The organism is Pirellulales bacterium, from assembly GCA_036490175.1.
Lineage (GTDB): Bacteria > Planctomycetota > Planctomycetia > Pirellulales > JACPPG01 > JACPPG01.
In genome coordinates this window covers 1-25,343 of the sequence record DASXEJ010000287.1, presented here as the reverse complement: position 1 = coordinate 25,343, position 25,343 = coordinate 1, and the positions used below count along the sequence as shown (strand labels likewise).

The 25,343-nt window shown below is 60.3% G+C and carries 20 protein-coding genes; 14 read left to right on the top strand and 6 right to left on the bottom strand.

What is annotated here, in order from left to right:
* The first annotated feature begins 36 nt into the window (after positions 1 to 36).
* The 3 genes from VGG64_21800 to VGG64_21790 all read left to right on the top strand — a co-directional run bounded on the left by VGG64_21800 (position 37) and on the right by VGG64_21790 (position 3,749).
* A complete protein-coding gene (locus VGG64_21800) occupies positions 37 to 1,926 on the top strand; it encodes an amino acid permease (protein HEY1602252.1) in 1,890 nt (629 codons plus the stop codon).
* A 684-nt stretch (positions 1,927 to 2,610) separates the two neighbouring features.
* Positions 2,611 to 3,138, top strand: a complete 528-nt coding sequence (locus VGG64_21795) for a sigma-70 family RNA polymerase sigma factor (protein ID HEY1602251.1) — start codon at positions 2,611 to 2,613, stop codon at positions 3,136 to 3,138.
* Positions 3,135 to 3,749, top strand: coding sequence for a cupin domain-containing protein (locus tag VGG64_21790; protein HEY1602250.1), 615 nt, complete (start codon positions 3,135 to 3,137; stop codon positions 3,747 to 3,749). The genes VGG64_21795 and VGG64_21790 overlap by 4 nt, the downstream gene beginning before the upstream one ends.
* 106 nt (positions 3,750 to 3,855) lie before the next feature.
* On the opposite strand, the gene VGG64_21785 is transcribed toward VGG64_21790, so the two are convergent.
* From VGG64_21785 to VGG64_21775, 3 genes are all read right to left on the bottom strand, one after another.
* A complete protein-coding gene (locus VGG64_21785; GenBank protein ID HEY1602249.1) occupies positions 3,856 to 5,352 on the bottom strand; it encodes an MFS transporter in 1,497 nt (498 codons plus the stop codon).
* Between the two features lie 312 nt (positions 5,353 to 5,664).
* Positions 5,665 to 7,377, bottom strand: a complete 1,713-nt coding sequence (locus VGG64_21780; GenBank protein HEY1602248.1) for a sodium:solute symporter — start codon at positions 7,375 to 7,377, stop codon at positions 5,665 to 5,667.
* Positions 7,370 to 7,687 carry a hypothetical protein gene (locus tag VGG64_21775; protein HEY1602247.1) on the bottom strand — a complete coding sequence of 106 codons (318 nt, stop codon included), beginning with the start codon at positions 7,685 to 7,687 and terminating at the stop codon, positions 7,370 to 7,372. Before VGG64_21775 ends, VGG64_21780 begins: the two co-directional genes overlap by 8 nt.
* Before the next feature lie 167 nt (positions 7,688 to 7,854).
* Here VGG64_21775 and VGG64_21770 point away from each other — a divergent pair, with 167 nt between their 5' ends.
* Positions 7,855 to 9,258 (top strand): MFS transporter, encoded by a 1,404-nt coding sequence (locus tag VGG64_21770; GenBank protein HEY1602246.1) that lies wholly within the window; start codon positions 7,855 to 7,857, stop codon positions 9,256 to 9,258.
* 31 nt (positions 9,259 to 9,289) lie between these two features.
* Positions 9,290 to 9,877, top strand: coding sequence for a GNAT family N-acetyltransferase (locus VGG64_21765; GenBank protein ID HEY1602245.1), 588 nt, complete (start codon positions 9,290 to 9,292; stop codon positions 9,875 to 9,877).
* Between the two features lie 17 nt (positions 9,878 to 9,894).
* Here the strand turns inward: VGG64_21765 and VGG64_21760 are convergent, their stop codons facing one another.
* Positions 9,895 to 11,169, bottom strand: a complete 1,275-nt coding sequence (locus VGG64_21760) for a metallophosphoesterase family protein (GenBank protein ID HEY1602244.1) — start codon at positions 11,167 to 11,169, stop codon at positions 9,895 to 9,897.
* A gap of 427 nt (positions 11,170 to 11,596) precedes the next feature.
* Between VGG64_21760 and VGG64_21755 the strand changes: the two genes are divergently transcribed.
* Entirely contained in the window at positions 11,597 to 12,637 is a 1,041-nt protein-coding gene (locus tag VGG64_21755) for a PEP-CTERM sorting domain-containing protein (protein HEY1602243.1), read from the top strand.
* A gap of 383 nt (positions 12,638 to 13,020) precedes the next feature.
* Positions 13,021 to 14,043, top strand: coding sequence for a PEP-CTERM sorting domain-containing protein (locus tag VGG64_21750; protein HEY1602242.1), 1,023 nt, complete (start codon positions 13,021 to 13,023; stop codon positions 14,041 to 14,043).
* Positions 14,044 to 14,181: 138 nt separating this feature from the next.
* On the opposite strand, the gene VGG64_21745 is transcribed toward VGG64_21750, so the two are convergent.
* Positions 14,182 to 15,300 (bottom strand): enolase C-terminal domain-like protein, encoded by a 1,119-nt coding sequence (locus VGG64_21745; protein ID HEY1602241.1) that lies wholly within the window; start codon positions 15,298 to 15,300, stop codon positions 14,182 to 14,184.
* A 169-nt stretch (positions 15,301 to 15,469) separates the two neighbouring features.
* Here VGG64_21745 and VGG64_21740 point away from each other — a divergent pair, with 169 nt between their 5' ends.
* The 3 genes from VGG64_21740 to VGG64_21730 all read left to right on the top strand — a co-directional run bounded on the left by VGG64_21740 (position 15,470) and on the right by VGG64_21730 (position 18,715).
* On the top strand, positions 15,470 to 16,828 hold the full coding sequence (locus VGG64_21740; protein ID HEY1602240.1) for a hypothetical protein: 1,359 nt from the start codon (positions 15,470 to 15,472) through the stop codon (positions 16,826 to 16,828).
* 56 nt (positions 16,829 to 16,884) lie between these two features.
* Positions 16,885 to 17,844, top strand: a complete 960-nt coding sequence (locus VGG64_21735; protein ID HEY1602239.1) for a M23 family metallopeptidase — start codon at positions 16,885 to 16,887, stop codon at positions 17,842 to 17,844.
* Between the two features lie 67 nt (positions 17,845 to 17,911).
* The gene (locus VGG64_21730) at positions 17,912 to 18,715 is read left to right on the top strand and encodes an RNA methyltransferase (protein HEY1602238.1); all 804 of its coding nucleotides are present in this window, start codon (positions 17,912 to 17,914) and stop codon (positions 18,713 to 18,715) included.
* 63 nt (positions 18,716 to 18,778) lie between these two features.
* Here VGG64_21730 and ilvD read toward each other — a convergent pair whose 3' ends face one another.
* Positions 18,779 to 20,458, bottom strand: a complete 1,680-nt coding sequence (ilvD, locus tag VGG64_21725; protein HEY1602237.1) for a dihydroxy-acid dehydratase — start codon at positions 20,456 to 20,458, stop codon at positions 18,779 to 18,781.
* Positions 20,459 to 20,649: 191 nt separating this feature from the next.
* Between ilvD and VGG64_21720 the strand changes: the two genes are divergently transcribed.
* The 4 genes from VGG64_21720 to argJ all read left to right on the top strand — a co-directional run.
* Entirely contained in the window at positions 20,650 to 21,219 is a 570-nt protein-coding gene (locus VGG64_21720; protein HEY1602236.1) for a TspO/MBR family protein, read from the top strand.
* A gap of 100 nt (positions 21,220 to 21,319) precedes the next feature.
* Positions 21,320 to 22,810 (top strand): deoxyribodipyrimidine photolyase, encoded by a 1,491-nt coding sequence (locus tag VGG64_21715; GenBank protein HEY1602235.1) that lies wholly within the window; start codon positions 21,320 to 21,322, stop codon positions 22,808 to 22,810.
* A 356-nt stretch (positions 22,811 to 23,166) separates the two neighbouring features.
* Entirely contained in the window at positions 23,167 to 24,189 is a 1,023-nt protein-coding gene (gene argC, locus VGG64_21710; protein HEY1602234.1) for an N-acetyl-gamma-glutamyl-phosphate reductase, read from the top strand.
* Positions 24,190 to 24,331: 142 nt separating this feature from the next.
* Positions 24,332 to 25,343 (top strand): bifunctional glutamate N-acetyltransferase/amino-acid acetyltransferase ArgJ (gene argJ / locus VGG64_21705; GenBank protein HEY1602233.1); only part of this gene is annotated, 1,012 nt, incomplete at its 3' end.

Here is a 25,343-nt window from a genome sequence, read left to right as displayed (position 1 = left end):
TGCTGCGGGGAATCTTGGCTGGCACGAGGACGCTCAATGCTTTGGAAGCAACTTTTCCGCCTTAAGTCGATCGAAACCTTGATGGCCGACATGGCCGGCGAGCATCAATTGCGTCGGGTGCTCGGTCCGATTTCGCTCACTGCCTTGGGCGTGGGAGCGATCATTGGCGCGGGAATCTTTGTTATGACAGGGCAGGTGGCCGCTGTCGACGCGGGGCCGGCCATCATTCTCTCGTTCACCTTTGCGGCGATTGGCTGCGCGCTGGCCGCGCTGTGCTACGCTGAATTTGCCGCCATGGTCCCCATTGCCGGTAGCGCCTATACGTATGCCTATGCCACACTGGGAGAAGTCTTTGCGTGGATCATCGGCTGGGACCTGATGCTGGAATATGCCATGAGTTGCGCGACGGTCGCGGCCTCTTGGACGCACTACTTGAACGAGCTGCTGGCCTCGGTCAACATGAGCAGAATTCCCAGCTACCTCATTTCCGATCCATTTACGGATAGAGATGCCTGGTTCAACCTGCCCGGCGCATTGGTCATGTTGATCGTGACCATCGTCTTGGTGCGCGGAATTCGCGAAAGCGCGACCACCAACGCTATTCTTGTATTTGTCAAGCTTGCGGTCGTGCTTTTCGTCATCGCGGTGGGTGCCTTCTACGTCGTTCCTTCGAACTGGACGAGCGTTCCCGTCAACGAGCGGCTATTGCCCGAGCAGGTTCTCGTCCCCGACTTGGCATACACCTATGCGCTCGATGTCGAAAAACTGCCGAAAGAAGAAGCCAAGGCCCGTTCCCAACAGCTCGCCCAACAGACTTTGGCGCTGTTCAAGATCGAGGAAGCCCGCCAAGACGGCGCCCGTATGCTAAAGGAGGGGATTCAAACCCAAGCGGAAGTGGACGCTCAGGTGGGCGCCGCGATAGAGTTGCACGCCGGCAAAATCGCGACGGCGGAGAAAGACGTGGCGGCCACAACAAAAATCTTGGCCCAACTTAACGAGCAAGCACCCGCGAAAGCTGCTGAAAAGTGGGGAATGCTGGGGCTATTGGGATTGAACCATTATCTTGTGCCGTTAGACGATGCCACGCGCTCGTCGTTCATGCCCTACGGCATTTCGGGCTTGATGTTGGGGGCGTCGCTGGTATTTTTCGCATTCATTGGATTTGACGCTGTTTCGACGCAAGCGGAAGAAGCCCGCAACCCGCAACGCGACATGCCCATTGCGATCATGGCATCGTTGGTGCTATGTACCGTTTTGTACATCGCGGTTTCCGCGATCATCACCGGTATGGTTCCGTACCCTGCCATCGATCAGCACGCCGCGATCGCGAGTGCGTTCGGGGAACTTGGCGAGAAAGAACACAGCACTGGGTTACGGCTGGCCTCGGGGCTGATTGCCGCCGGCGGGCTGGCGGGCATGACCAGTGTGCTGCTGGTGACGTTTCTCAGCCAAGTGCGTGTTTTCATGGCCATGTCGCGAGACGGGTTGTTGCCCCCCATATTTAGCCACGTCCATCCCAAGTATCGCTCGCCGCACTTGGCCACGATGTTGACGGGAGGCGTTATTTGCGTCGTGGCGGCATTCACGCCAATCAATGATTTGACGAAAATGGTCAATATCGGCACGCTCTTGGCCTTCATCGTGGTGTGCGCGGCAGTACTTTTACTTCGCATCCAACGTCCTGAAGTCCATCGTCCCTTTCGCTGTCCGGTGGTCTACGTCGTTGCCCCTCTCGGAATCGTCGTCAACCTGACGATGATGTTATTCCTGCCCTTGAGCACTTGGCTGCGGCTGGTAATCTGGCTGGCGATCGGCCTGGCGATTTACCTACTTTACAGTCGCTTCCATAGCCGGCTGGCGCGAGACACCATGTACGAGATCAAGAAACATGGCATGGGGGGCAGCGACGCGCCTCTGGCGGGATAGTACGCCGACCTGAAGCCGCGCAAGCCGACGCCCGGTGGTTAGACAGTCCCTGCGTCACTGTCAGACGAATTGCTGCGACCTCGGCCCGCTCGTATTCCCTCGGCGGGCGGGAGCGTCGAGTGCGAACGGGCAAGCTGCGGGTGATTGGCGTCGCAGGCCACTCACAAATGGGCTGGCGACTGCCGGGTCCTTACCAACCCAGCCCCCTAAAAAAGCTGCCCGCGGCCGCCGTACCGCAAGGCTTGCGCGACGAAGACGATATTTCGCAAACGTCTCCATCTCTTACGGCATGGCGGCCAGCGAGCATTTGCGGCACCGTCGTAGGGCTGGTAGCGACGGCGCCAACAGGGTCAGATATCGGCGGGACTCTGTGGGGCGTTAGTCTGGGCGAAAAATCATTAGACACAGGGACTCGCGCCAGCAACCTGAACTTGGATAGTACGTCGCAGTTTTACGATCGGATTCAAGCGAACTTAAAAATTCAAAATTTGCCCCCATCGACCGCGCGGCGGCCGTCCATTGCCGTATATTGACAGTTGCTTGCGGGTCGCCCTGCGCGCGATGTATGCTTTACGTAATCCCTCTCCCTCGAAGACCCACGGGTGCGCCATCTCGATCGTGGATTCATGCGCCGGCAGAACAGTCGAGCCCGTCCCCGCAACGACTGCGATTTGCAGCGAAGAGTTGCTCGCGCGCATCGCCGCGGGCGATCGGCTATCCTTCGCTCTGTTCTATGATCTGCACGCTCCGCGCGTGCTCGGCTTGTTGATGCGTTGTTTACGTCATCGGGCAGACGCGGAAGATGTTCTGCAAGATACGTTTCATCAACTGTGGCGTTCGGCGTCTAAGTACGCACCGCACCGCTCGAGTCCCGAGGTTTGGTTGACGTTGATCGCGCGATCGCGGTTGGTGGATTTTCTACGCCGCAGGCGGCCCGGCATAACGGGCATCGCAGTGCAGTCCGCGGCGCCACCTGTCGATCCGCTGCTGGGCTTGGCCCAGGACGAGGCGGCCGAGCAGATACAAGCGGCCCTGGCCAAACTTCCGGTCGAACAACGCTCGGCGATTTCACTCGCCTTTTTTGAAGGTCTGACACACAGACAGGTAGCTCAGAGGCAAGACATCCCTCTGGGCACCGCCAAAACGCGCATCCTGCTCGGAATCCGGGCGCTGCGCAGAATGCTCTCTCCGCATGAAGGAAACGGCACGTGACCAGTGGTGACCACAACTTGGGGGATCCCGCGGAATTGGCAGCCTTGTATCTAACAGGTGCGCTAGAAGATGACGAACGCACGACTTTCGAGGCGCATCTTATCGCTGGCTGCGCCGACTGCGAACGCGAGTTGCGTGCTCTGACTCCGGTGTTCGAGGCCCTCGCGCGACTCGCGCCACCGGTGACCCCCAGCGCCCTAAGCCGCGTCGTAACATTAGCCGCCGCCAACGAATCGCTCGGCGAGTTGTCCGAACAGCAAATGCAGGGGGTCGGCGAACTTGTCGCGGCCGTAGAGGAAAGTCTGCCAGAATTGTTGCAAGCGGCGCGCGACTGGGAGCCGTATTCCATCGAAGGAATGTACGTGCGGCCGCTGCGCTTCGACAGAGAGCGCCAACGCGTGACGGCACTCATACGGCTGGCCCCGGGAACTAGGATGCCACCTCATCAGCACGATCAAGGCGAGCAGTGTGTCGTGCTACAGGGAGAACTGTCGATCGGCCATCGCTGCCTGCGTGCCGGGGAATATCGCTATTGGAAGCCTGGCGAACCGCAGCCGGTCCAATCCTCGGACGATGGTTGCCTGCTCCTGGTGAGCAGCCCGCTCGATTGAGTTTGCTTTCAGAGCAGCACTCTACTGAAGTCGCCCGAGCCAGTCGCAGCACGATGAAGAATTAGTCTCAGAGCGACGGACGGTTCTATCGCGCGCGAAGTGGCTCTCAATCGGGGAGGGGTTGCCCCTTCGTCTCTGGTGCCAGCCAAATCAAGGCCATGCCGATCAGATACACCGAGCTCATCGTTGTGCAGGCCAACGGGTAACCGCCGGGAAGTGAAACCCCCGCGACCGTAACGCCTTCCTGGAAGGCGCCCATCAGATTGCCCGTTTGCAGCGCGCCGATCGCCGCCAAAATGCGGCCGAAGTTAAAGCCGAAGCCCTGCCCCGTGGCACGCAGGCTCGTACGGAATAGCTCGGGCAAGTACAGCGGCAGCCAGCCGTAGAACGAGGCGGTGCAGGCGCCCAATAAAAAGGTTGCCGCCAGAAATCCCGCGTCGTACTGGGCATGAAATTGATACAGCCAAATCGCTGAGGCCAACGACGCGACACACATCAGAACGTAGGTCCAGCGCCGACCCAACCAATCACCAGCGAGCGCGGCCAGGATCGTTCCCACAATGGCACCCGCGGCCGAACACATCTGCGTGTATTCTTTCACGTGCAGGCCGCCGCCTGTCAGCTTGTCGGCCCAAGCCGGCACCCATTGGGCCGCTCCCCAGGTTCCCAACAGTGCCACCCCGCTCAGACCCGCCGCCAACATCATGCGGGCAATCGTAGGAGTCAGGGCATGCGCCCGTCCGTCCGAGGCATCCAGTCGCTGCACGTACCGCACCACCGGGTACGTGTATCCCAGCGTGGCGATCGCCAAACCTAACGCCGCTCCAGACAGGCGCACCAAGGCCGAGAGCGGCTCCGGTCGGTCGGCCCACAAGTAGATAATCAGGGCCGGCCCCGCCGATCCCAAGATCACGGCCAACAAATCGCGTGTGGCCCAGTAACCCGTCGCGCCCCGATCTCGTTCCTTCTCCCACCGTTCGGATTCGGGCACAAACAACCGAATCAAGAACGTCAGCAGCGCTGGGGCCGTGCCGCACATCATCAACAGCCGCCAGCCACCGTGGGCGGTGAGGGCATCGACCCACTCTTGCCGAAAGCCGACTTCGCTACCCCAAATCGACAGGCGTTCCAATGTGCTGTTCAACACCAGGCCCACTCCACCGACGAGCAAATAGCCCGCGTTGGCCGCGGCGCCGATGAGTCCGGCCATGAAGGCGCGGGAGCGATTGGGCCAAATCTCCATGACCAGGGCAACGCCTAGCGACCATTCTCCGCCCATCCCCAAGGCAGCGATCATGCGCAACGCCCCTAGCTGCCAGACGCTGCCGACCATGCCGCACAGCCCCGTAAATAGCGCGTACGTAAGAATGCTGAGGGTCATGGCCCGCACTCGGCCAATGCGATCGCCCAGCCAGCCGAATAGGACGCCGCCGGTGGCCGCCCCCACCAGAAAGCACGCTGTAATGATGCCAAACCGGAGGCCAATCACGGCCTCTTCCGTGGTTTGCATGAGGTCCTTGATGGCGGGGCGACCGACCATCGAAAAAACCCCCATCTCGGCGCCGTCGAATAACCAGCCCAACAGCGCAGCCGTGAGGGCCATGTATTGTGCTTTGCCAATTCCCCCGGGCTGCGCTGCAATCGCAGCTTGAGGTGAATCTGTGGGTCGAGTTGCCTGGTTCGCCATCGTCGCACGCCTCGCCTGGTATGGTCGTGGCAAGAATAAGAAACTGCATGAGTCGAGCTTAAGTCGACCCGCCACACGTCGCTGCGTCAATGTGCGAGCGAAGCTGGAAACTTGCAAAACGTGACGTTATTGCGGCGGCGCTTACTTCCCGACCCTGCGATGACCCGTAGTCCATAGCTGGTAAGGGCCATTCTCAAATCGATCCAACATGGGTAGGAATCGTTGCGGTCACCCGTGCTGAATCGCGGTCGGTTGCTCGCCATCTTGACGGTCGAACAGCCACGAAACGAGCCGTTCGTCCGGCGGCTCTGTCGCCAAGCTCACACCCACCCCGGCCAGCATGGAAACGATCATTCCCCACACAATAGGTTCAATGCCCAACAAGTAATAAGCTCGGAAGGACGTATCAGGACCCAGTTTCTGATCCATCTCGTAGAAGGCCATGATCCAGCCGGCTCCGAAAAGCGCGAGCATAGTGGCCGAACCGGTCAACATGGCGGCGAGCGCACCGGGCACAGTCGCGCGTCGCCAGTAGGCCGCCATGATCGCGGGCACGAGCAGGGTCGCCGCAATGGTCGAGGTGCTGAAGACGACCAGTGCTTGCAAATACTTGACTGGATAGATGTTCAGCGCCACCGAGAGCAAGCCGAAGAATATCATCACTCCTTGCGAAATCCGACGGATTTCGGTCTGACCGGCGTGCGGTCGCAAGAATCGCAAATACACGTCACGAACCACGCCCGACGCGATCACGACCAGATAGGTGCTGACCGTGGCCATGACGGCGCCAAACGGCGCGGCCAATATCATGCCGCCGACGAAGGAACCACCCCAGAAGTCGCGCGTGGCCCACAAAGCAAGCCGCGGAATCACTTCGTCGGGCGCGTCGAGGTCTGGAAAAATCGACCGTGACGTTACGCAAATAATCATCAGCGGCAAATAGATCAGCGTGTTGTAGAAGCACAGCAATACGATCGAGCGGCGAATTGTTGGCGTGTCGTGCGAGGCCATCAATCGCACCTGGCCGGCAGGGGACCCTACGCCGCCAAAGATCCACAATACAAAAAACGAAAATGCCAGGCTCACCGGCAGAAATTGTCGACCCGACGGCGAAAATCCCGGGCCGAAGGCGTAATCCGGCCCGGTCTTGGCCATCGCTTCCAATGTCGCCGCTTGCATCGGCGCGCCGATCGTCAGCGGCACCACCAGCAGGAATAAAATGACGACGCCGATCAGCATCAGCACGCTTTGGAAAAGATCGGTCCACACCGAGGCCAAAAAACCGCCAATCAGCGTGTAGCCCACGACAGTCAGCGAGAATACGGCCAAACCGAGCAGATATCGTCGATCGAGGGTGCTTTTGGCGGCTCCCGGTTTACTGTCGCCTTGGACCGATTCTGTCGCTGTATCTTCCAATTCTTCGCTGAGCGCCAGCGAAGTCGTGCCTGGCAGTGTCAGCTTCATCACGATCGCGCCGGCCTTGAACTGCGCCACCATCATCGACGACATGAAAACGATGATGAACAAGGAGGAGATTAATCCCACCGCCGGACTGCCAAATCGAATCCGCAATAAGTCGGGTACGGTGATCGCGCCAGTGCGCCGCGACAGTTGAGCGAAGCGTTTGCCCAGCACGCCAAAACCGGTGATTGGCACGACCATGTAGCTGCCAATCCACAAGGCCACGACCCATCCATGTGCATAGATGAGCGACGGATAGCCCATGAACGTCCCGCCACTTTGCACCGTGGCCGTCAGCGCCAGGGCCCACGCACCCAGCCCACGATTGCCGAGGAAATAACCCTTGAGAAACGAACCCTTCTTTACGGCGCGTTGGGCCAGAGTGCCCAGCCAGACAGAAATGGCGATAACAATCAGCAGCGCCAGGATTGCTCCCAGGCCCGGACTTTCGGCGGCGGCCCACAGCAGCGCACTAGTCATGGCGATGCTCCGGCTCGCTGAACTCATGCTCGTCGTCGTCCTGCTCGTTGCTTCCCAGATCCTCGTCGCGCATCAATCCGAAGGCAAACCAGATCGACACCACCACGCAGGCCAACCAGGGGACGACGATGCCCCAAAAGACCCAATCCGGAAACCACAGCACAAAGGTCAGCGATTCGGCGGTGCGGTGATACCCATTGACCGCGCAATAGCCAACCGACCAGGCCAAGGCGAATGCCCACACCACGAACGCCACCAGCGCCTCGCGGCGCGCGCTGAGGAAGACGGGATCGGCGGCGGGTCGATTCATCGATTACAGAGCGAGGGCAGCGGGTAATGTCGGCAGGCAACGCAGACGGGCGGGATCAGGATCATAACCCACGCGGCACAGGCATGGCAAATTCCCTGTCCATGATTGACGCCTAGACAGCCTGCCGCCAAGATACCCTCGCCATAAGTCCGGCTGGAGAATTCCGCGTGGGCGTTTTGTCGACCTCTGGAACCCCTTCGGCCTCTCGTCGCCTGGCGCCTAGTCATGTCCGCTGGCAAATTTTTGGTCTCTCTTGCGCCACTTCGTGGACGCTTTATCTGCACCGCTATACGTTCGCGATCATCATGCCAACCCTCGCCGAGCAGTGGGGGGTCAGTCAGTCCGGCCTGGGCTTCATGCAATCGGCCTTCTACAGCAGCTATGTCGCGCTGCAAGTCCCCACCGGTTTGCTGGTCGATCGATTGGGGACGCACCTGTTCCTGGGGGGCATTGTGTTGGCCTGGTCCGGTGTCCTGGCTCTGCACGCCTGGGCCCCCACTCCCGCGGCCATGTACTGGGTGAGGCTGCTGTTTGGCGTTACGCAAGCCGGTTGCTATCCGGCGTTGGGTAAGGTGACCCAGGCATGGTTTCCGTTATCGATCCGCACCTCGCTGCAGGGCTGGATTGCCTCGTTCTTTGGTCGCATGGGTGGCTTTACTGCCAATTTGCTGTTTGCTTCCGTCATGCTGGGGTTTCTGGGGCTCGACTGGCGCACCAGTATCCTCCTTCTTGCTGGCTGGGGAGTGGTGCTAGGCGTGGCCGTGCTGATCGTATTCCGCAATTCGCCGGCCGCGCATCCGCATGTCAACGCCGCAGAACTGGCGATCATCGAGGACGGTCAACCTGCGGATGACGGCACCCTCGTCGAAGAAGCGACCACTTTTTTACATTCACCGGTGGCAGCCGAAAGCAGGTCTCGTGGCGCCGTGCTGTGGCGATGGTCCCAAGGTATCAGCGCTCGATCGGCGGCAAACCTGGGTTTCTTTCTGCTCCAGTTTTTCGGCGCGACGTTCGCCGACACGATCTACGTCGTCTGGATGCCTTCGGTCCTCAAGCAAGTACACGGTATGGATAACTTGCAAATGGGGATTTTTGCGTCGTTGCCGCTGCTCGGCGGCGCGCTGGGAGGCGTGCTGGGGGGATATATCAATGACTTTTTGATCCGTGTCATCGGCCGCCGTTGGGCGCGCTCGGTGGTTGGTTGCGTCGGCAATGCTTCGGCTGGGCTGTTGGTCCTGGTGGCGCTGGCCTTTATCGAAGAGCCGGCCGTCTTTTGCGGCCTGCTCTTTTGCGCCAAAGTATTCAGCGATTGGGCCCAACCAACCACCTGGGGTACGGTCACCGATATATCCGGTCCCTACGCGGCCACGATTTTTGGCCTGGGCAATGGCGTGGGAGGACTAGGCACCGTGATCGCGGCACCCGCGCTGGGAATGGTCGCGGAGCGTTTCTCCTGGTACGCCGTTTTCCTCCTCATCGCTGCCACGTACGCGATTTCCAGCCTGGTTTGGCTGGCGGTAAACTGCACGATTCCCGTCTTCACCACGGGAACGCGCCAGCCGCACGCCTGACGCAGTTGCTGCAAAAACCAAGGAAGCAGGCATGTCCGACCAGCCCAGCATTACGACTGCACGATTGCTGCTGCGCCATTGGACCGACAATGACCAGGATGCATTTGCCGCACTCAACGCCGATCCGCGCGTGATGGCGCATTTTCCAAAAGTGCTGGATCGGGCCGAGAGTGACACCACGGCCACCCGCATTCGCGACCATTTCGCCCGACACGGCTTTGGCCTGTGGGCCGTCGAAGTGCCGGGCGTGGCGCCCTTTGTGGGTTTCGTAGGACTGAGCATTCCGCAATTCCACGCCCATTTCACGCCTTGCGTCGAGATCGGCTGGCGGCTCGCCTACCAGTATTGGGGACATGGCTACGCCAGCGAAGGAGCGCGCGCAGCGCTCGCCCTGGGCTTCAACGAGTTGAAACTGGTCGAGATCGTCTCGATGACAGCCGTGGACAACCAACGTTCTCGCGACGTCATGCACCGCATCGGCATGACCTATTCGCCGGTGGACGACTTCGATCATCCGCAGCTGCCTGCTGGCGATCGTTTGCTGCGCCACGTGCTGTACAGATTATCGCGCACGACATGGGAACGGCGCGCGGCCGTTGAACCTGTTGGCAATGGCTGAAAAACGTCGTCGGCCGGCTATGCTCGGCTGCCGGTCCGGGCGCGCTTTGTCGTCGAACATATATCGACGACGCGACCAGTATCCGAGAGGGCCACGTGAAAGCGTTGGTCCCCTTCGATACGGTGGACGGACAAGTGATAGGCTTCGTCCGTCACGGCCAGGTAGGGGCGCGCCTCGGGTTTGGCCGGCTTGCGGATCTTGCCCCACGACCCGTCGCCCAGGTACACGATGCCATTCTTGTTCGTATGACCGTCAAGTAGTGGGTGCGTGCGTTTGTAGGTGTGGTCATGGTGCTCAAAGACGGCGTCGACGTTGTAACGTTCGAACAAGGGCGCCCAAAGTTTGCGATTGCCGGTCCCGGTACCCAAATCGCCGGCGAAGTCGAGGCCGATCGGCCGGAACGATGGATAGGCCGGTACATGATTGAACACGAAGACCGTCGGGCATTCCTCGCGGTCCTTCAAGGTCTTGGCGAGCCAATCCGTCTGCGCACCTTCGATCGGCGTGGTGTGGTTCGTGTCCAGTAGCACGAGCGATAAATAATCGCCGAAATCCAGCGATGCATAGCCTGAATCCGAGAACAGGCCGTCGAACATGGCATAGAAAAACGGCGCTTCTTTGCGCGACTTGCCATAGCCGCCGTTCACTTCGTGATTGCCGATGCAGGCCAACATCGGAATCAGCTGTTGCCGATCGCTGCGCAGGTCGCGGGAATAATTCTTCAAGAACTCGAGAAACGTGTCCGGGCTTTTGCCGTTTTCGTAGGCCAGGTCGCCGCCGATAACGACAAACTGCGGTGCCTGGACCGCGGCCACTCGATTGGTCTGCACAGGGTGCGTTCCAGTTCCGGCATCGCCACCTGAAACAAAGTGGATCGTATTGGTCGCCTTGGCCGGCATGGTGCGGAAACGCAGCTCGGGCGAATCAAGACCGACGCGAAAGACGTATTCGGTGTCCGGTGTAAGACCCGTCAGCTCGGTGCGGTGGATCCATTTTTCGGTCATTGGGTACTGCCGCGGCGAGCCCGCCTTTTGCCGCCACAGGTTCGAGCCGGCCTGCGAAAACCAGATCGGACGATCCGCGCCTTCCTTTTCGCTGCCGATCCACTGCATTGTCATCGACGTCGTCGGATCGCGCTGCCAGGTGAGAAACAGCGCCGTGGGTTCGAACGTCGGTTGCGCAGCGAACGCAGGTGCCGGCCCGGCATCGTCTCCAAAAGCAATTTGAACGTATCCGCCCGCCAACAGTAGCGAGCCGGCCTGTAGGAAACGTCGTCGATCGAAGTTTGGCATGTGATGCGTGGCCTTGAAGTGGGATTTCAGTAGGGGTGTGCGAGCCTATCGGACCCTGACTGCCATTGTAATATCTCTGCCCTGGCCGCATGAACGTGCCGAGGGCAGGGGGAATCTAGCAGATCGACCAGGAATCTAGAGCTTACGGGGGCCGCGTGAAAAGTGCGAGCAATTCTGCCTTGCAAGGTGAGGCGAGAATCGTCCGACACGGCAAATCGCGGCAAGTATCAGGCTTTTTCTCCGAGAATCCATTTCAGGAGGCCAAGGCGCTCTAGGTTCAATAAAAGATTGCCGACCCCCCCTACGAAGGGATTTTTGCCGGTTTTGACTTAAAAACGGAAATAAACCTTGAAATCCCTGTAACCCTCCATTAGCCTTAGCCAAAGATTTGTACAGCTTGGTCCCTTTTGCAATAGAGGAGTCGCTAATGAGATCGACAAGAATTCGCGCGTTTCAAGGTGCAGCGATCGCTCTCGTTCTGGGTTTAAGCCAGGTGAGCAATGCAGGAACTGTCACCTTCACGGTGGATACCACCGGTGGCGCAACGGGTTTGACCCCCATCGCACCCACGACTGCCAATACCGGCAAGTACGCCGCGGGCAGCTTCCTAACGCTGAGTGGAAACATCAGCGCATCCGCGAGTGGCATTAGTGCCTCCGGCGCCTTTACCGCTACAGCCGGCTCCAGTGGCGCCTTCTCGACTGGCAACCCCGGTAGCCTCACGTCCTTTTACAGCGGGACCCTGCTCGCGAACGTCACCCCGACGACGATTGCTTTCCCGGGCGGTAGCACGCTCGACGCCGGTCTCTATACCGCGCACTATCCCGTGGCTGGAGGCGCCGCGGTTCCTCTCGCCCCGCAAATCGGTGGCGGAACTGACAACGCACCCGGTTCGGACCCCGCCGACTATGGTGTGGCCATCTCGCTCAAGGCCCTTGGGATATTCACAGCGGCAAGCGGTAACGCAGCTTTGCGAAATGCGGTCGCCGATATCTCGCAGACGGGCGGCATTTTGAGCCAAGCCCTCATCGGCGCTCCAGGAACCCAAACGTTTACGACCACCGGCGGGATCGGGGTCGCGCTAACCGGCGGTGACCTGGATTACAACCTTAAGGGAGCAGTCGTACTCGGAAACACCGTTCCGAACCTCTACGGGACCGGCACGCTCGCCGGTGCTCCTATCGCCGTAAGCACGGGCGGTGTCGGTACTTTGACCACCGTGATCTTGGACCCCGTTCGTCAGATCGAGAGTCTGATGCTCACGGTGCCCATCAAGTCGACGGTCACTGAGACGATCACTGGCAGCACGCCGGCTACCATCGTCATCGGCCTCACCGGTCAGGTTGCCGCCTATGCGACGTACCAAGTCCCCGAGCCTGGGTCGATCGTGATGTTGGGCATGGGTGGAGTGGCGTTGGCCTCCGTCGGTTACCGACGGATGCGTCAGCGGTCACGACGTCAAGCCTAAGTTTAGCGATCAGATAGACCAAGCTAGCCGATCGTTCGGCACAAATTCAGCCCGCACCGATTACTGAATCGGTGCGGGCTTTTTTATTGCGCCCGGCCCCATCTGTACTTTTTCATTCTAAAGCCTGTTCAGCCCAAATCTTAGGTGGAATTCTCCCTCGCACTCGCAGACTTACTCCTTGCCGGGTTCGCGAGATGTGTATTGCCATTCTAACGGCGACATGGCCCCCCCAGTGCCATCGCCGAGCAGGCGAAGAACTCAATGCGCTCGCACAGATATAAACGTTAGTCCGGATATTCCTTGCAGGTGGTACAGCCATACCCTACTGTAGAGGTAGATATTCTTCCGACATTGACACCTCAACACGATCAAGGGAGTCGCCAATGCTACTGACAAGGGTTAGGGCGTTTCAGGGTGCGGTGATTTTGCTCACCCTGGCGATCAGTCAAGCAGCAAATGCACAAAATCTCTCGTTCATTGTAGACACTACTGGTGGTGCAACGGGTTTGACGCCGATTGCAAACACCAGTGGAAACATTGGACAATACAACGCCGGTAGTTGGCTTACCGTCGGGGGCAATCTAAGCGTGCCGGTGGCAGGCGTCGGTACGGCGGTAGGAAATTTCGGACCTCAAGCCGGCGATTTTCCCAGCGGCAGTTTCTCGACAGGCAACCCGGGCAGCTTGGTTTCTTATATTGGCGGTACTCTACTCGCCAATGTAACGCCCACGACGATTTCTTTTCCGGGCAGCAGCAATCTGGTACCGGGACTCTATACCGGGACCTATCCTGAAGTTGCGGCGGCGCCAATTCCACTTACTCCCGCAAATGGTGGCGCAACTGGCACGGACGTGGGAGAATACGGGATTGCGACCACGCTTAAGGTCGGCGGGTTGGTTACTGTGGCCTCGGTCAATTCCGTCTTGCGTTCCGCGGTGTTTGATATCCAACAGAATACCGGCATCTTGAACCAGGCGCTTAGCGGCGTCGTGGGGACTCAAACGTTCGTGACCAATAGCAACTTGGCGTCCGGAATTGCCACGGGCATCAACGATGGCGCGATTACAAGTGGTTCGCCCGCCACGACTTCCGGGTTTACCACTACAATTCCCGCCACATTTGCACCAAGCGTCGGTGCTCTCGGCACTTTGACTACGACGATGCTCGATCCGGCGCGCCAGATTGAGCAATTGATGCTCACCGTCCCCGTCAGCACGGCGCTCACCTTTATCATTTCTGGCAGCACACCCGCTACCGAGGTCCTCACTATCAACGGTCAGATCGCCGCTCATGCGACGTATCAGGTCCCCGAACCGGGGTCGATCGTGATGTTGGGAATGGGCGGCGTGGCTTTAGCTTCCATCGGCTGCCGGCGCATGCGTCGGCGAACTGTCGCCGAGACTTAAGATCGTTGATCTTGTTGACCAAGCTGGCTGATCGTTCGACACAAATCGAGCCCGCACCGATTCAGTAATCGGTGCGGGCTTTTTTCTTGCGCCCTGGCGCGTGACGGCTGTCTTGGCAAAGATCGCCCTTCCCTACGGCTACAGGCACGGATTCGCACGCACGATCTGCCAATCCACATCGATTCCCAGCCCTGGCCGGTCGGGCACGGTCAAACTCGGACCATCTATTGCCAGCGGCTCGCGGGCGATCGAAAACTGGTGGTAGTCGGGCCCTAACAGATCGCCAGGATACCGTTCCACATCAATTGCCCGGCAGGCCACGACTAGATGCCCCATGGCGGCCGAGGCAATATCCCATTCCAGATTCGATCCGATCGAAGCGGACAAACCATGTGCTCGCGCGAATTCAGCAATGGCGCGCGCTTTGCCAATGCCGCCGTTTTTGCCCGGATAAACGCTGATTACATCGCAACAGCCTAGCCGTTCTAGCTGCTGCGCATGAACGAGATTGAAACAGCTCTCGTCGGCCATGACCGAAATCTTCGTTTCGCGCCGCACACGGGCCAGCGCCGCGTAGTCACCATCGGGCGTCGGTTGCTCGACTAGCGACAGGCGACAATCATCCAGGGCACGAACCGCGGCAACGGCGGTATCAGCATCCCACCCACCATTGGCATCGATCACCAGGGCCACATCGGGTCCTGCCGCGGACCGCACGATGCGAACCCGCTCGACATCGCGCTTGGGCACGCCCCCGACCTTGACCTTGATCGTCGAAAAACCTGCCGCGACCAGCTCGCCGGCGCGGCGGGCCGCACGCTCGGGCTCGTAAGCTCCCAGTGAAAATCGACTGCGTATGACCCGGGACCGTTGTGCGCCCCCCAGAAGCTCGTAAACAGGCTTGCCCACTGCGCGACCTTGAATGTCCCAGCAGGCCATCTCGACGGCCGCCTTGGCGAACCAGTTATGGGTGCAAACCTGATCCATCCGTCGCTCGATTTCGGTAATATCGGCCGGATCGCAGCCGATCACAATCGGCTTGAACAACCGTTCGACGACGGCCCGGGCGCCCCATACCGTCTCGCCACTCCAGCGCGGCGTGACCGTGGCTTCGCCCACCCCTTCCAGACCCGTATCGGTCAGCAGTCGCACGATGAGAAACTCCGAAACCTCGTGCCGGCCAAGCGCCGAGATCATCCGCCGCTCGGGCTTAAGCGGTATGCGAACCGGATAGGTTTCAACATGCGTGATGTGCATTGAAAGCAGTCATAGAGTTAGAGAGGCGGTCGGAAACGCGCCCAAAAGACCCGTTTGCAACCTGTCACGGGGAGTGCAGAATGATGAATCGTAATGCGCTGACCGACCAGACACCACCGACAGTCGTCGGCTTTATAATTCCTCATTTCGCATTCATCGATTCGCTCCCATGCCCTTCGCCGCTGGAGTTTCTCGCGCTTCGATCACTCCCTTCGAGGGTGTCGAATTAACCGGCTGGGGCTACTACATCGAACGTCGCTGGCGACACATTCGCGACGATTTGCAGGCCACGGCGCTCGTGGTCGACGACGGCCGGCATACGGCCGCCATTGTCGCGTTAGATCTGATGGTGATCGACGACCGATTCACGCGCGTCACGCGCGAGCGTATTAGCGTGGCGACCGGCATTCCGCCTGATGCCATCTTGCTGACCTGCTCGCATAGTCACAATGCGCCAGCGGCAGGCGGCCTGCGGGGTGTCGGTGAGTGCGACCCGGCGTACGAAGATTGGGCCAGCCGCCAAGCCGCCACCGCCACCATGCTGGCATGGCGTAATCGTGTCCCGGCGCGAGCGACGATCGCGCACGACGACATTCACGGGCTGTCATACAACCGCACCCGGCCCGCCGGCCCGATCGATACCCAACTGACTACGCTGCGCATCGCGACTGTCGACGGCGCGCCGCTGGCATTTGTGGTCAACTTTCAGGCGCACCCTTGCGTTCAAACGATATTACGGCCCTGGGATGTTACGCGCGACGTGCCCGGCGAGGTTTGCGACCGCATTGAGGCGGCGCTACCAGGCGTCACCGCAATGTACATCCAGGGTGCTTGCGGCGACGTGAATTTCGATCCGGCCTTTTCGTCCACAGAACGCTGCCATGAACCGGCCCAGGCGATTGCTACGGCAGCGCTTCGCTGTCAGGACGGAGGGGTTCCACTGATCGATCCAATTGTCGGCACCGCAACTGTCACCGCACGCATCCCTACGCGGCGTTGGGCGCGCGAGGAGATTGATGCCGATCGCGTCGAGGCCGAGCGTCGCTTGGCGACGGGCGACATCGCCGGTTGGCGAGAGGGGATCGGCCGGGTGATGACCAACAATCCGGCAGACATGGTGGCCCGCCACGGCGGGAACGAAGTCCAAGCAGTCCGCGCGATGGCGCGATTCAACGTCGAATGGACGAGCCAGATGCTGGCCGATGTCGCCACGCGCCCCGAAGTGCTCGACACCGAGGTGCAGGCCGTGCGCATCGGCGATCTGTCGATCGTGGCCAACGCGTCTGAGTTCTTCACCACGCTAGCGCAGGACGTGCGCTCGCGTTCGCCTGCCGCCGAATTGATGCTGGCCTGCTACGCAAATGGTCGAATTGGTTACATGCCAGACGCCTACGATATCGACCGCCGCACCTACGCCGCGTATCAGTCTCCCAAATATTGCAATCAATTCCCTTTTACGCACGATTCTGGCCCCACGATGTGCCAGTCCATGCTGGACACAATCGCACTCAGCCGCGCGATCGCCTGACCTCGCACGCATTGTGACCTCGAACCGATTACAATGCGATCATCGGAGAGCGTGCCATGAAGAGTTACAATTGCCTGCCGACGGTAGCAACGTGCGCGCGAAGGTTTCCACCCGTCCTACTTATGTTGTTGCTCGCTATTTGCATTTGCTCCAAGTCAAATGCGGCCGACCCGGCGCCGACCGCTCGCTACGTGCTCGACTATCCGCTGGCTGACGCATTCTGCGTGCCTGTCCGATCATATGCCGAGGACGTTGTCGAAACGACTCTCGAAGTCGCGGGCGGCCTGACTCAGCACATGCCCAACGGTGGTTATGGCCTGCCTGTGGTGATGAAGGAGCAAGGTCAGAATCTACTTCATTTGGGGGCCGACGTAGCCTGGTATCGCACGGGCGAGCCGGTGTTTGCGATCGCTAATGGCGTGGTACGCCTCTCGCAGGGGCCCGAACGCGGCAAGAAAGCAAAGCAACAGGCCGCGGGCCGGGGCGCGCGCGGCGCCACCGAGTGGGGCAACTTGGTCGTCATCGAGCACCGCCTGGCCGACGTCTCGTTCGTTACCTCGATTTACGGCCACCTGGCGTCCAAGCGCCTCGTCCAGGAGGGGGATGTGGTTCGCGCCGGGCAACGCATCGGCTCCGTCGGACGGGCCGGCGTCGAAAACGGAGGCTATAAGCCGCACTTGCACTTCGCGATCCGCACTGGCCGGCCGCTAGAGCCCGGCCGCCTGTTGCTCACCTTCGAGCGCAACGGGCAGGCGATACCGCTGCGCGTGGCCCAAGTGGGTGAAACGGAAGTCGAGGTAGTTGCTGACGGCACTCTCCCGAAGACATTACAGCTGCCCGACAAAACATTCGAGATCGATAGTCGCGAGGGAAAGCATTTTCTGCCAGCCACAGTGCTGCAGGGTTGGCAAAGCCCGGAATTTGTGATCGTCGGCTACGGGCTTTCGACCAAGGGGTGGCGCGATCCGACCGAATTCTTCCGCGAAAAGAACGCCGCTCAGCCGCCTATGCCTTAGAATCTGCCATACCAAAAAGGTATCCCGCGCCGGCGCTCACAGCGTATCACGTCCCCGAGGCTTTCCCTTGTCCGAGTTGAAAATCACCAGCGTGCGTAATCCGCGCGTGCAAGCCGCGTACGACCTGCGTGAGCGCCGCGAACGAGTACGTCAGGGGCGGATCTTGATCGACGGCGTGCGCGAGCTGACTCGCGCTGTAGCGGCCGGCATAAAATTGATTGAAGTGTTCGTCTGTCATGAATTACTTGCGACCGACGTGGCGCAGGCCCTCATAGAGCAGCTAGTAGAGGTAAGCGTGCCGCTAGTCGATGTATCGCCCCACGTGTTCGAGAAACTGGCATACGGCGAGCGGACCGAAGGCGTTCTGGCCGTGGCCGAGATGCCCAAGGCATCGCTCGATAGCCTGCAGCTTCCCAACCGGCCGCTGGTGGCCGTGCTCGAAGCATGCGAAAAGCCGGGCAACCTGGGGGCGGTTCTGCGCACTGCCGATGGCGCCGGCTTGTCGGCGGTAATTGTCGCCGATGGCCGCACGGATTTATTCAATCCCAACGTCTTGCGGGCCAGCCTGGGAACGATCTTTTCCGTACCTGTCGCGGTGGCCTCGGCCGCCGAAGCACGATCGTGGTTGCTGGGCCGCGGCATTAGAATCGTCGCGGCGCAGGTCGACGCGCCGCAGGATTACAGCGCCTTCGATCTAACCGGTCCCACCGCTATTGTGCTCGGCAACGAAGCGCACGGGCTGTCGGACGTGTGGCGCACAGCCGATGTCGCGGCCGTGCGATTACCGATGCTGGGCATCGCCGATAGTCTGAACGTTTCGGTGACCGCGGCCGTGCTGTTTTACGAAGCCCTGCGCCAGCGGCGGCAATAGTCGGGGCAACTAGGCATGTCCAGAACCGATCACGAAGCGATTCGGCGTCCAAACAGGCACGGATCACTCGTCCGTCACGCACCCTTCGCTGGCGCTCTTTACATTCTTGATGTATTTGTAGAGCGTGCCACGAGTGGCCTTATACGCGGGGGCTTTCCAGGCCGCGCGACGTCCGGCCAATTCGCGATCGTCGATCGCTACCGAGATCGCGTTGTTCTGAGCGTCGAGCGTGATGAGATCCCCATTGCGCAGCAGTGCGATCGGTCCCCCGGCCTGCGCCTCGGGCGTGACGTGGCCGACAATGTACCCGTGCGAGCCCCCCGAAAAGCGCCCGTCGGTAATCAGGGCCACGTCCTTGCCCAGCCCGGCCCCCATGATGGCCGAGGTCGGCGTGAGCATCTCCGGCATGCCAGGCCCACCCTTGGGTCCCTCGTAGCGGATGACTACGACATCTCCCTTGGCGATCTCTTTGCGCTCGAGCGCGTGCAGCATGTCCTCTTCCGAGTCGTAGACCTTGGCCGGCCCACGGAACAACTGCCCCTCCTTGCCGGTGATTTTGGCCACGGCCCCCTCGGGCGCCAGGTTTCCTTTGAGAATCTGAATATGCCCGGTCTCTTTGATCGGGTTCTCGATCGTCCGCACGATCTCTTGCCCGCTGGCCAAGCCGGGCAAGTCGCGCAGATTGTCGGCCAATGTCTTGCCGGTGACGGTCATGCAATCGCCGTCGAGCAGTCCCTTTTCTAGTAAATACTTCATGACGGCCGGCGTCCCGCCAATGGCGTGCAAGTCCTCCTGTACGAATCGGCCGCTAGGCTTCAGGTCGGCAATATAGGGCACGCGATTGCTGGTGGCCTGGAAATCGTCAATCGATAGTGGCACGTCGACAGCCCGTGCCATGGCGATCAAATGCAGGACCGCATTGGTCGAGCCCCCCAGGGCCATCACCACGACCATAGCATTCTCAAAGGCGCGGCGGGTCATGATATCGCGCGGCTTGAGATCGCGCTCCAAAAGCAGCCGGGCTGCCGCCCCGGCGCGAAAACATTCGTCAAGCTTGGCCGGATCCTCGGCCGGGATCGACGAACTGTAGGGCAGGCTCATTCCCATAGCTTCGATTGCCGAGGCCATCGTGTTGGCCGTATACATGCCGCCGCAAGCACCTGCTCCGGGGCAAGCGTGCCGCACAATCTGTTGGCGATTGGCATCGTCGATCGAACCGCTCAGGTATTGCCCATAACATTGGAAAGCTGACACGATATCGAGGGCTTCGTTGTGCCAATGCCCGGCTCGAATCGTGCCGCCATAGACCATCAGCGCGGGACGATTGACGCGCCCCATCGCGATCAGGCAGCCGGGCATGTTCTTGTCGCAGCCGGGCAGGGTGACCACAGCGTCGTACCATTGCGCGCCCATCACGGTTTCGATCGAATCGGCGATCAGGTCGCGGGACTGGAGCGAATAGCTCATCCCTTCGGTCCCCATCGAAATACCATCGCTGACACCAATGGTGTTGAACCGCATGCCAACCAAACCGGCGGCAACCACCCCTTCCTTAACGCGGGCTGCCAGGTCGTTGAGGTGCATGTTGCAGGTGTTCCCCTCGTACCAGACGCTAGCGATGCCCACCTGCGCCTTCTGCATGTCGGCCTCGGTCATCCCGGTGCCATAAAGCATGGCTTGGCTGGCGCCCTGGCTGCGGGGTTGAGTGACGCGAGAACTGAATCGGTTCAACGGCTGCGACATGCGACAATTCTCCCACGGGCAAATGCGAGTAATCGTGTAATCTTGCATGCTCCGTGTGCAAGTGTCCAGTGGGCTGAGACGCCCAACACAACGGGGACTCAGAGTGTCGATAGCAACCAGTACGTCTACAAACGAACACCTGGACAAAAGGCAGTGGTCAAGTCCCGCCAAAGGTCTACGATCTCAGGTGCATGACACCACTTCTATTCGACACTCCGCCCAACAGCGGGTTCACCGACGGATCGCGATCTAGCGCGGCAATACGCACGTTCGGTGCGCGGCGCCGCCTTGTGCGCGAGGCCTTGGGGCTCGTGGTTTCGCTAGCGGTTTGTTTTGCCGCTGCCGGTATCGGCGGAGCCTTGACGGCCACTTCGCTGACTGACTGGTACTTGGGTCTGGCCAAGCCCAGTTGGAATCCGCCGAACTGGATATTCGGACCAGTTTGGACGATGCTTTACATCTTGATGGCGATCGCCGCCTGGTTGGTGTGGCGCGCCGAAGGATGGCGGAGTGCGGCGCTGCCATTGACGGTTTTCGCAATCCAGCTCGTGCTGAATGTGGCCTGGTCGGGCTTATTCTTTGCCCTCCAGAATCCGGCCGCCGCATTCGGCGAGGTTTTGCTGCTATGGCTGGCGATTGCCGCAACCGTCTTCCTGTTCTGCGGCATCGATCGGGTCGCCGCCGCACTTCTTGCACCCTACCTGACTTGGGTATCGTTCGCGGCGGTATTAAACTTCGCCGTCTGGCAGCTCAACCGATAAGGATTTCGGTTGGTCTCGCGGTCTGCGGGCTCGTACGATGCAAACGCCCGCATCGGCGAGCGCGTAATACCTAATCGCCCCCGGCCCATCGCCAAGAGCCATGACCCACGTCCCCGAGATTCGCATTCATTCCGCCAATGCGCGCCCCGTCGACGCCGATCGCGATTACGTCCTCTATTGGATGATCGCCAATCGGCGCACGCAATGGAACTTCTCGCTTGATCGAGCCGTGCATTGGGCTCGCGAACTGAAAAAGCCACTGGTGATCTTCGAGGCCTTGCGGTGCGGCTATCCTTGGGCCAGCGTCCGGCTACACCGCTTCGTCCTCGACGGCATGGCGGCTAATCAACAATCGCTTGCCAATCGGAACGTCACCTACTATCCGTACGTCGAACCACGCGCGGGTGACGGACGCGGATTGCTCGAAGCACTTGCCCGCCGGGCGTGCATTGTCGTGACCGACGACTTTCCGTCGTTCTTTCTGCCGCGGATGGTCACGGCAGCAGCCAGCCAGCTAACGGTCCGCTGCGAACAAATCGACTCCAACGGATTGCTGCCGCTGCGGGCCGCAAATCGTGAGTTTACCACCGCCTATGCATTCCGGCGGTTCCTGCAAAATGAGCTGTCGAGGCATCTGCCCAACGCACCACGGCGCGATGCGCTCGCGCGCGTTGTTCTACCGAAGGCTGGCAAACTTGATGCCGACATCCTGCGCCGCTGGCCGGCAGCAGGCGACGACCTTCTGGCAGGCGGTTCCGCGCCGCTCGCACAATTGCCAATCGATCAGTCCGTAACGTTAGCGGCGACTCATGGCGGGTCGCAAGCCGCCAGGAACTCGCTCGATCATTACCTGACCGTGGCGCTGCCGCGATACACAGAGCTGCGTAACGAGCCCGCCGCTGACGCAACAAGTGGACTATCTCCCTATTTGCACTTTGGACATATTTCAGCGCACGAGATTTTTCATCAATTGGCTGCGCAAGAAGATTGGTCGCCCGACGCGCTCCATACGCGCGCGGCTGGCAAGCGGTCTGGCTGGTGGGGCATGAGCGAATCGGCCGAAGCCTTCCTTGATCAACTCATTACCTGGCGCGAGCTTGGTTACAACTGCTGCGTGCAGCGTGAAGATTACGATCGGTATGAATCGCTACCCGACTGGGCCCACGCCACCCTGGCAAAGCATGCCGGCGATCCACGGCCCTACGCGTATTCGCAGGCCGAATTCGCGGCGGCCCGCACACACGATCCCTTGTGGAATGCAGCTCAACGTCAGCTCGTGACCGAAGGGCGCATGCACAATTATTTACGCATGCTATGGGGGAAGAAGATTCTCGAATGGACTGCCACGCCGGAAGAAGCGCTCGAGGTGATGATCGAGTTGAATAACAAATACGCCCTCGACGGACGAAATCCGAACTCATATTCGGGCATCTTCTGGATCTTGGGGCGATACGACCGCCCGTGGGGACCCGAGCGGCCGATCTTCGGCACAGTGCGCTACATGAGTTCCGCCAACACCGCCAGAAAGCTCGACGTGCGGCCATACCTGGCACGTTATGGAACCCCTCCCGAGCGAACACCGTTCGATTGAAATCGCGACACGAGTCCAGAGGGCCGGCACGCCAGCACGCGGCTCGCAAAACTTTTGGCGCGAACCCATACGATGCCGGGTCCGTCTATTTCCAGAACGTCTTGAGTTTCCGAAGGCAAGCAGTCGCTGATTACCCATGTTCAGCTCGTTCACGCCCAATCCATCCCCTTGGCGGCCGCGCGACGTGCCCGATATACTGCGGGCGCGGCGCAGTCCGACAGTTTTGGCACGTGGAGGGTCGAACAGGCGTCGTACCGATGGCGCGGGCAGGCAGAGACCAAACCCGCGTTCTCGTCGTCGCGTCCCGTCTCCACTTGTGCGAGCGGGTTCTGGACCGCATTCCTCATGCTCTTCGGATCAGTCAAAATCATATGACGCGTGTCGCCATTCTCGGTGCTACCGGCTATTCGGCTTTAGAATTGATCAAGCTGCTACTGCGCCACCCGCAGGCCAACATAACGGCCGTCACCAGCCGGCAAGAAGGTAATCCGCCGATTTCGACGGTGCATCCGTCGCTGGTCAAGCGGCTCGATCTGCCGCTCGAGGATCTCGGACCGAAAGAGGTCGCTGCCCGAGCCGAATGCGTCTTTAGCTGCCTTCCGCACGGTGTGACCTCGGGACTGGTCCCGGAACTGCTCGCTGGTGGCGCCCGGGTGATCGATTTCAGCGCCGACTACCGGCTGCGCGATCCTAAAGTTTTTGCGAAATGGTATGGCGAAGAACACGGAGATCCGGATCGCCTGGCGACGGCAGTTTACGGCCTGCCAGAGCTCTTTCGGTCGTCGATCAAAAAAGCCACTCTCATCGCGAACCCCGGCTGCTATCCAACCAGCGCCATCCTGGCGCTAGCGCCATTGCTCAAGGCCGGAGTGATCGAAAAGGAAGACATCCTGATCGATTCCAAAAGCGGCGTTTCTGGCGCCGGCCGCACGCCCAAGCTGACGACGCTTTTTCCCGAATGCAACGAAAGCGTCTCGGCGTACAACATCGGACGCCATCGCCACACGCCCGAAATCGAGCAAATCCTGTCGACGGCCAGCGGCCAACCGATCGAGGTGATTTTCACACCGCACTTGATTCCGATGGATCGCGGCATTCTGACGACAGCTTATTCCAAGCCTCGATCGGGCGTCACCGAGGAAAAGATTCTCGACACACTACGAGAGTTTTATGCTGCCGAGCCATTCGTTCGCGTAGTCGACCACCTGCCGGGCACCAAGGATACCGTCGACACAAATTATTGCGACATCACGGCCCGCATCGTGCGCGGGCGTGTGATCACGATCAGCGTGCTCGACAATTTGATCAAAGGGGCTGCCGGCGCTGCCGTGCAGAACTTCAATCTTCTCTACGGCTATCCAGAGCACACGGCCCTGTAATCGTCCTCCACGAGCCGACGGTTTTGCACGCCGAGTCGACGCCGTTATCGATGGACGACGCGTTAATGACGATTGCCCACGGATTTAACATCCCACATTCATCGTTACTTACCTGCCCGAATAATCCGCGAGGTCTCCGCCCATGCCCCCTTGTCTTCCACGTGGCTATCGTGTCGCGGGCGTACACTGCACGATCAAGACCAACCCCGAGAAGCAGGATCTATCGCTGATCGTGTCCGACCTGCCCGCCACGGCAGCCGGCGTCTACACGCAAAACCTGGTGTTCGCGGCGCCCGTGGGCCTCGATCGAAAACGGACACCCAGCGACGCGATTCGCGCGGTGGTCGTCAACTCGGGCAATGCCAACGCTTGCACTGGCGAACGCGGCGAACGCGACGCGCAGCAAATGGCGACCTGGGCGGCCGAAGCATGCGGTGCGCAACCGGAACAGGCGCTAGTGCTGTCGACGGGAATCATCGGCGTGTTTCTGCCGATGGAAAAAATCGCCACCGGGATCAAGGCAGCGACCGCGCAACTCGCTAGCGATGAAGCGTCGCTTGTCGCCGCGGCCCGTGGCATGCTCACCACCGACACCACGCACAAGCTGGCCGGCCGCACGCTCAATTTCGACGGCCGCACCGTACACCTCACGGGAATGGCAAAAGGCGCTGCCATGATCGGGCCACGCATGGCCACGATGTTGGGGCTCGTTCTGACCGATGCGGCGATCGCGCCGGCCGATGCTCAGCGGCTGTTGAACGCAACCGTGGAAGAAAGCTTCAATTGCATCAGCGTCGACGGTCACATGAGCACCAACGACACCGTGTTGTTGCTCGCCAACGGCGCCGCCGGAGGTCCTCCCTTGAGTGGAGCGCAGTTGGCCGAGTTCGGCCGGGCGCTCCATGAATTATGTGTCGACCTGGCCAGGGCGATTCCGATCGATGGCGAAGGAGCCACGCATCTGGTCACCGTCGAAATCTCGGGCGCCGCCACCGTCGAATCGGCTCGTCAAATCGCCAAGACCGTCGCGGAAAGCCTGTTGGTACAGACTGCCATCGCGGGCGCGGACCCCAACTGGGGCCGCATCGTCTCGGCAGCCGGATACGCCGGCGTTCCCTTCCGGCCCGAGCTGGTCGGCCTGCGCGTCAATGGCG

What these genes read in the sequence shown, in the direction of transcription:
- VGG64_21775 (HEY1602247.1), bottom strand. Translation starts at nt 7,687, where the DNA reads ATGAATCGACCCGCCGCCGATCCCGTCTTCCTCAGCGCGCGCCGCGAG.
- VGG64_21740 (HEY1602240.1), top strand. Translation starts at nt 15,470, where the DNA reads ATGCCCTTCGCCGCTGGAGTTTCTCGCGCTTCGATCACTCCCTTCGAG.
- VGG64_21755 (HEY1602243.1), top strand. Translation starts at nt 11,597, where the DNA reads ATGAGATCGACAAGAATTCGCGCGTTTCAAGGTGCAGCGATCGCTCTC.
- ilvD (HEY1602237.1), bottom strand. Translation starts at nt 20,458, where the DNA reads ATGTCGCAGCCGTTGAACCGATTCAGTTCTCGCGTCACTCAACCCCGC.
- VGG64_21735 (HEY1602239.1), top strand. Translation starts at nt 16,885, where the DNA reads ATGAAGAGTTACAATTGCCTGCCGACGGTAGCAACGTGCGCGCGAAGG.
- VGG64_21800 (HEY1602252.1), top strand. Translation starts at nt 37, where the DNA reads ATGCTTTGGAAGCAACTTTTCCGCCTTAAGTCGATCGAAACCTTGATG.
- VGG64_21785 (HEY1602249.1), bottom strand. Translation starts at nt 5,352, where the DNA reads ATGGCCCTCACGGCTGCGCTGTTGGGCTGGTTATTCGACGGCGCCGAG.
- VGG64_21760 (HEY1602244.1), bottom strand. Translation starts at nt 11,169, where the DNA reads ATGCCAAACTTCGATCGACGACGTTTCCTACAGGCCGGCTCGCTACTG.
- VGG64_21745 (HEY1602241.1), bottom strand. Translation starts at nt 15,300, where the DNA reads ATGCACATCACGCATGTTGAAACCTATCCGGTTCGCATACCGCTTAAG.
- VGG64_21765 (HEY1602245.1), top strand. Translation starts at nt 9,290, where the DNA reads ATGTCCGACCAGCCCAGCATTACGACTGCACGATTGCTGCTGCGCCAT.
- VGG64_21780 (HEY1602248.1), bottom strand. Translation starts at nt 7,377, where the DNA reads ATGACTAGTGCGCTGCTGTGGGCCGCCGCCGAAAGTCCGGGCCTGGGA.
- VGG64_21715 (HEY1602235.1), top strand. Translation starts at nt 21,320, where the DNA reads ATGACCCACGTCCCCGAGATTCGCATTCATTCCGCCAATGCGCGCCCC.
- VGG64_21720 (HEY1602236.1), top strand. Translation starts at nt 20,650, where the DNA reads ATGACACCACTTCTATTCGACACTCCGCCCAACAGCGGGTTCACCGAC.
- VGG64_21750 (HEY1602242.1), top strand. Translation starts at nt 13,021, where the DNA reads ATGCTACTGACAAGGGTTAGGGCGTTTCAGGGTGCGGTGATTTTGCTC.